Source organism: Thiolapillus sp. (genome assembly GCF_048562965.1).
GTDB lineage: Bacteria > Pseudomonadota > Gammaproteobacteria > Chromatiales > Chromatiaceae > Thiolapillus > Thiolapillus brandeum_A.
This window is the reverse complement of sequence record NZ_JBHNMF010000104.1, coordinates 1-6371: the sequence shown is the minus strand read 5'-3', so window position 1 is coordinate 6371 and position 6371 is coordinate 1. Positions and strand designations below refer to the sequence as shown.

The 6371-nt window shown below is 58.3% G+C and carries 6 protein-coding genes; all 6 read right to left on the bottom strand.

Annotation, left to right across the window (positions count from 1 at the left end; translation table 11 throughout):
• Window positions 1-599, bottom strand: a 599-nt coding sequence (cas7c, locus tag ACOCD2_RS07640) for a type I-C CRISPR-associated protein Cas7/Csd2 (RefSeq protein WP_295438161.1), incomplete at its 3' end; no start/stop codon positions are given.
• Window positions 596-2392, bottom strand: a complete 1797-nt coding sequence (gene cas8c, locus ACOCD2_RS07635; RefSeq protein WP_419625671.1) for a type I-C CRISPR-associated protein Cas8c/Csd1 — start codon at window positions 2390-2392, stop codon at window positions 596-598. The genes cas7c and cas8c, both read right to left, overlap by 4 nt.
• Entirely contained in the window at window positions 2389-3045 is a 657-nt protein-coding gene (cas5c, locus tag ACOCD2_RS07630) for a type I-C CRISPR-associated protein Cas5c (protein WP_294042134.1), read from the bottom strand. The genes cas8c and cas5c overlap by 4 nt, the downstream gene beginning before the upstream one ends.
• A gap of 19 nt (window positions 3046-3064) precedes the next feature.
• The gene (locus tag ACOCD2_RS07625; RefSeq protein WP_293672765.1) at window positions 3065-5332 is read right to left on the bottom strand and encodes a CRISPR-associated endonuclease Cas3''; all 2268 of its coding nucleotides are present in this window, start codon (window positions 5330-5332) and stop codon (window positions 3065-3067) included.
• A 288-nt stretch (window positions 5333-5620) separates the two neighbouring features.
• Complete coding sequence (locus ACOCD2_RS07620) at window positions 5621-5815, bottom strand: hypothetical protein (RefSeq protein ID WP_293650551.1); 195 nt, start codon at window positions 5813-5815, stop codon at window positions 5621-5623.
• A gap of 2 nt (window positions 5816-5817) precedes the next feature.
• A partial coding sequence (locus ACOCD2_RS07615; protein WP_293650552.1) for a TraX family protein occupies window positions 5818-6371 on the bottom strand: 554 nt, incomplete at its 5' end.

Below are 6371 nucleotides of genomic sequence, written 5' to 3'. Positions count from 1 at the left end.
CCGGCCAGCGGCGCTGAAACGAAGCCATGGGCGACATAGAGACCATAGGGGACGGTGTGCTTGCGACCCATGGTGCGGTTGTCACCATCCTGCTTTTCTGCCGCGGCCTCGGTGGCAACCGCCATGCGGGTGATGGAGTGTTCCTGAGCAAAGATGGGATCAATGGAGCGGGCAAAAGTGAGCTGCACCGGGCCTCTCACCTGGCCGCAGTTGACGCCCGTGGACATGACGGCGCCAAAGGTGCGCACATCGTAGAAATTCTGGCACATCCAGTCGCGCGCCTCATTCACCTTGTCACCACCCTTGCGTTTCTTCGAATCCCCTTTGAGCAGTTCTTCCGCCCCGATAGCAACATAGGCGCGTTCATGCTGCTGGTTCAGAATGGCTTTTTCCTTGACGTAGATTTCATAGGGCGGCTGCTCTTCCTTCACCAACCCAACATAGTTGCGCACTTTGCGCTTGAGGCTGACATCGGTGACCAGCCCTTTGCCGGTCTCTGCATCGACGCGTGGCAGGTTGCCGGCATCCGGATCGCCGTTGGGGTTGCCGTCCTTCACATCGAACAGCAGTACGAAATCGTAGCGGTTTGTGAGGCTCATTGATTTTCTCCTTGTGCGGTTTCGGGTTCACGTTTTTTGAAAAAGTCCTGGCGCTGGTGGTAGTAGCCGATGGCGAAGCGGCCCTGGTCTTCCAGGGACAGATGGGGCGGGAAGTCGCCGATGCCGTCGATGATCTCGCCCAGCAGGCGTTCAAAATTGACCTCCCTGCCCCTGTTCTCCAGCTTACTCAAATGATGCTTGGAGAGTTTGATGAGGGTGGGAAAGACCGCCACCGGCGTGCTCGATGCAGAGCCATAGTAGCGATCCCGGATGGTGGCGTTGATGCCGGGATTGGCTTCTTCCTGGATTTTCTCCAGCACGGCGAAGAGCCGGCCCAGGCGATAGCCGGGGTTGGTATTGTCGGGGTCCAGTGACACGGTCAGTTCCTCCTTTTGGTCAGGGTTCGAATATCGGGTGGCGCGGTTGAGACAACCTTTGATCAACGCGGCACGCGGATAGGTAATTTCCCGCTCGGCGCGGCAGCGCTGCACGGAGGCAGTTAGCAGGGTGCGGGGATAGGAGCAGCCCTCAAGAATGGCGCGCAGGGTGTCGCCAGCGAGATTCGGCGGGATGTTTTTCTCCTTGCCCTGCACAGCAGTGCTCGCCAGCAGGAGTAATAGCGGCAGGTATCCCGCCTGTTTGCCCCAGTGGACAATGCGGATGTCCTCGAAGTGCCGGACGATGTGGATGGCCAGTTCACCCACCGTGGTTACCTGCCAGAAACGCACAGCAATACGGGCGGCGTTGGGTGCCAGGCCCAGGATAAAGAAACGGGTATCGGCATCGCCCCCCACATAACGCCCGTGGTGGATGGATTTGAACAGGGTGGTAACCTTCCGGGTTTGTCGGTCCGGGTCATCTTTTCTTAGTTCGCCAAAGATATCGACCACATCGGTTTCCATGTCTGTGCGCTTTTCCGCCCAGAACACAGTAGAGCTGTCGCCGACTTGCAGGCGCTGGGGCGAACCCTTGCGCAGCAGGTGATTGAGCGCGGTGGTGTAGGCGAAGACGGGACGCTCACCAATCGGTGAGTTGAAGCCCTGGTGCTTTCGGTACGAAGCAAAAGCCGGCGTTGGGCCTGCATTGTTCTTTCCCGAGATTTTGTTGTTTACCGAAACGATATTGGCGCCGGAGCTCTGCGCGCCCCAGACGCCCTTGATGGCGGGATGCAGGCGGCTGATGCCTCGCTCTTCACCTGTAATCAGGCAGATACCCTTGTCCTTACTGTCAGCGACTTTTTCCGCCAACCGTTCGATGCTGTCTTTCACAACGGGATGCTGACAGATCAGCTCACTCTCGCCGGCAAGACGAAAGCTGAGATTGGGATTGCCGCGCAACTCCTTCCAGACAGACAGGCGCATCAGCTCGCGACAGGAGAAGTTTTCGAGAAACGCCAGCACCGCGACGATGCCCGGATCGCTGGCCGCCGGTTCCGGCAGCGAGCGGATGCGTTCGATGAAGGCCTCATGCTGTTGCAGGACGCGGACCGGGTCGGGTTTCTTCTGACCCTTCTTCACCTTACGGGGGATGGCCTGCACATACTCGGCATTGTCCCAGAGCAGGTTGCTGGCGATGCCCGATGTCTTCTTGACCCCTTGTGGCACCAGGAAAGGGCGCGCCTGTTTCTTTCTGCCCTCCCCGCTGCGGGTATCCTCGATCTGCACCAGGCGCCCGTCGGCGTCGATCTCGATAATGAAAGGGATTTCCTTCCACTCAAAGCCAAAGGGTGGCAACGCATCCTCAGTGTCATCTTGCTTGCGCTGGTAGTAGTCGTACAGTGCCTGCAGGATCATCCGCGCACCTCCTCACTGTCCCAGCTCGGTACTTCGATAACACCGTTTTTCATGCGTGCCTGGAAGAAACGCGGCGAAGGTGAATCGGGATTTCTGTAATCCAGGTCGTAGAGCATCCAGCCAAGATCACGGATTTCGTCGATGGGAGCTGGTTCCGAGGCGCCGGGCTCGACCAGGCGGAAGTCGGCGCTGAACTCCCTGCAGCCCAAATAGGGCCGGCTGAAGCACTGGCCTTTGCAGGCGCGTCTCTGGAACATCTCGGCGTATTTCTCCGGGCCTTCACTTTTGTTGAGCAGTTCGAAATGGGCATGCAGCCGGTAGCGGACATCGCGCAGGAACAGGCCAGCGCGTTGCTGGCGGTCGTCCTCGATGTACACGCCCAGATGGCCCTTGCCATTTTTCATTGCAGTCCTGACATTCCGTTTTGAAACAACGCCACCCAGCTCGTTGCGGCGCAGGTTGATCCAGCGGATGGGCGCAAGCACTTCAATGCGCGTCACCCGCCAACGGATGGGGGGCTTCCAGAGTATGGCGTCGAACACGGCACGTGCAGCCGAAGGGGTGATGACATCGTAGGAAACACGCTCCACTTTCATCTCGGGACGGGTAAAGCAGGCAAAATCACCACGGACTTCCAGGCAATAGGTCTTCATTTTTCCAATATCTCCTTATTCAAACCACCAGATCCGAAGCTGACGGTGCATCGGTCTCCAGCGCCAGTCCCAATACCGGGTCGTAGATCGTCGTGCCGGCCATCTGCGCCCAAATGCCGGGGTGGATCTCCTCGATCTGGCTGTCTTCCACCAGTTGTTGGAAGTGCCAGTCCGAGACGTTGACGCTGTAGCGTTGCAGCTTGCGCATCAGCCAGCGGCTGGGACCTTCGGCACGCAGAGTGTTCAGCCACTTGTCGATATTACGGTCATCCTCTTTACCATGGTAGCGCACCAGCACGGCCTGCCCGATATCGTCGATGATGCGGAAGCGTTTGGCAGCGGTGCGGAACTGCACATCCAGATTATCGCCGGGGGTGAGCAGGTGGCTAATTTTCTTTTCGTCCAAGTCGGTATCATCGTAGAACAGGCGGAAGAAGGTGCTGAAGTTGCTCCTGGCCAGCGGATCATCACCGTTTCCCGCGAGCACCGAAACAGTCTTGGCGGCTGCACGCCGCATCATACCGGGCGGCGCAGGTTCCGGTGGCACGAAAACCACCACCTCGCCGCTTGCCAGCCGCCCCTCGCGGTTGCAGCGACCGGCGGCCTGGGCGATGGAATCCAGTCCTGCCAGGGCGCGATAGACCACCGGGAAATCGAGATCGACCCCGGCCTCGACGAGCTGGGTGCTGACCACGCGCATAGGCTCGCCGTTGTTCAGCTTCTGCTTGATGCCCGCGATAACATCGGAGCGGTGCTCGCCGCACATCAGTGCGGAGAGGTGGATAGTTCCCGGCGGCAACAGCGCGTGCAATTCACGGGCCTGGCGGCGGGTGTTGACGATGACCAGTACGCTGTCGTGCCCGGTGACCTCGTTGGCTATGGTCTGCCAGTCGGTGCCGGCATTGAGGTCGTCAGGCAGATGTACCCGCACCCGTTCCAGCGCCGAATACAGGACATCGGGGTCAGCAATGATCTCGTGGACATGGTCCAGCCCACGCAGTTGGTTCCTGCCGAAGCTGTCTCGGCGTGTCTCCAGCACAGGCTGGGTGGCGGTGGAGAGCACCACCGTGACACCGTAGTGTTCAACCAGCAGATTCAGCGTGTCCAGAATCGGTTGCAGGAAAGCCGGTGGCAGCAGCTGCACCTCATCCAGCACCACGACGCTGTCCACAAGGTTGTGCAGCTTGCGGCAACGGCTGGTGCGTGCTGCGAACAGGGATTCGAAAAACTGCACGCTGGTGGTGACAATCACAGGCGCATCCCAGTTCTCGACCGCCAGCCGCGAGCGGGCAGTTTCCTGATCCGGATCCAGGCTGCTGTGGTGCTCAATCACGGCCTCATCGAAGATTTTGCGGAAGATATTGGCAGTCTGTTCAATGATACTGGTATAAGGGATGACGTGGATGATCCGCCGCTTGCCATGAATGAGGGCGTGATCCATGGCAAAGGCCATGCCGGAGAGTGTCTTACCGCCGCCGGTGGGTACCGTCAGCGAAAAAAAGCCAGGATCTTTTGCAGCGCTGCCCCGGCACTGACGCAGGATATCGGCACGCAGCCGGTTGACAGGCGTATCCGGCGCGACTTGCGTGAGCGCATCCAAATGCCGCTCGAGCCGGGGGCGCAACGCCTCCAGTGATGTATAGCTGCCCCGCTGCCGCATCCTTTCACCGTCCATGAAGGCCTCGGTGTCCAGGAAATCGGCATCGACCAGGCAAGAGAACAGGATGCGCACCCAAAGTGCAAAGCCACCACGTCCACCCGGGATCTGCAATGAAGGTGTATCAGCATGGAGCAGTGCATCGGAAATATCCGCCGCCAGCGCATTCTCCAGCAGGTCTTTACGTTCCAGACGCTCACGCAGACTACCACCGGTGCCTTCTTCCAGTTTCTCCCAATCCGGAAGACCAGCGTGATGTCCGGCGATCAGGTAAGCAAGGACGCGGCCAGGCAGACCCAGAGTGTTGACGGCATGGATGGCGCCAGCGGTGGAGTGATCAACCCGGCCAGGCAGAGCTTCCACATGTGCCTGTTGACGATCATAACCACTGGCTGTGCGAATGTACCCTTGGAACTCCCTGGAGTATTTTCCAAGATCATGCCACCGCCCTGCCAGCTCCGCCCATTTCCCGCTACCAACAATCGCAGCGAACTGCTTCGCGCCATCTCCTACCTTCAGAAGATGTTTATCCAGAAGATGTTCGGTATATCCACCCCCTTCCATCTGCTTTACATGGGCCAACGCCTTCATGGCATTGCCGGCTCCCCACAGGCAACAGCTGGCCAACATTCAGACCCAGCGACCCTTGGTTTACTGCCGCCACGTCCGGAGCATGAGAAATCGACAGGTGAAACCACAGCAGAGTTTCGGCGTTTGTCAACAACGTTGTCCAATTTAATCATACAGATCTGTCCCTCTTTTGTTCCCCAGGCAGGACATCTTTGGGTGAGTTCAGCCAGACGCGGTTAACCTGTCCCAGTTCCTGATCGCGCCTGACCAGCGAGCGGGATTCCGGCCGCTGGCCCCGGATTTCCGCAAAATCCGCGGCCCATGCTTGTTGAGTAGGCAGGGAACGCATCATCTCATGTCCGGGTACTCGAAGGCCAGATCCTGTTGAGGGTCCGGTTTTCGCTGCACCGATGCCCAGAGACCGTTCAGTGGATCCAGTCCATCATTTGCCGCCTGCGCTGCTGCTGAGTCGTTCGCGGCCTCGAATTCGAGGGTTTGTCGAATGCCTTCCGGACCGATCAGTTGTGCAATATAGGTTGCCATCTTTATAAAAAGAGATAACCGGCACGGGCCATGGGTATTCTAATGAGCCAGATGACTGCGAGATGCAATGGATAGTATGTGTAGAACAGCCAGCGAGCCCGAGGCACGGGGATTTTCACCACCGAGGCCGCTGCTATAACTGGAATCGCACCCAGTGCCCACCCGTTTTTGTTGATCAGCACGAGTGATCCGCATGCGGTCAGTGCCATAAGTGCCGCAATTACCGAGGGCTTCTTGATATATGCCCAGACCGCGATTGCGCCTATGACCGCAGGCCACCAGAACTCGACCAAACCGCCGCCGATGCTGATTACCACACCGCTTGCAACAAGCGCCGGTACTGTGCCCAACTCGATCAAATAGAGGGCGCATGTCGCTGTAAGCAACGTGAATAAGATATTCAGTGGCCACCATCCCTCCCATAATCCGCCAAGGCTGACATATGGCACAGCGGCGATCACTGCGAATATAAGCAGTCTCTTCATCGTGCGGGTATATACCCCTCTTTCCATTGCTTCAGGTCGAGCGAGGTTATATCCAATCACGAATACAAATA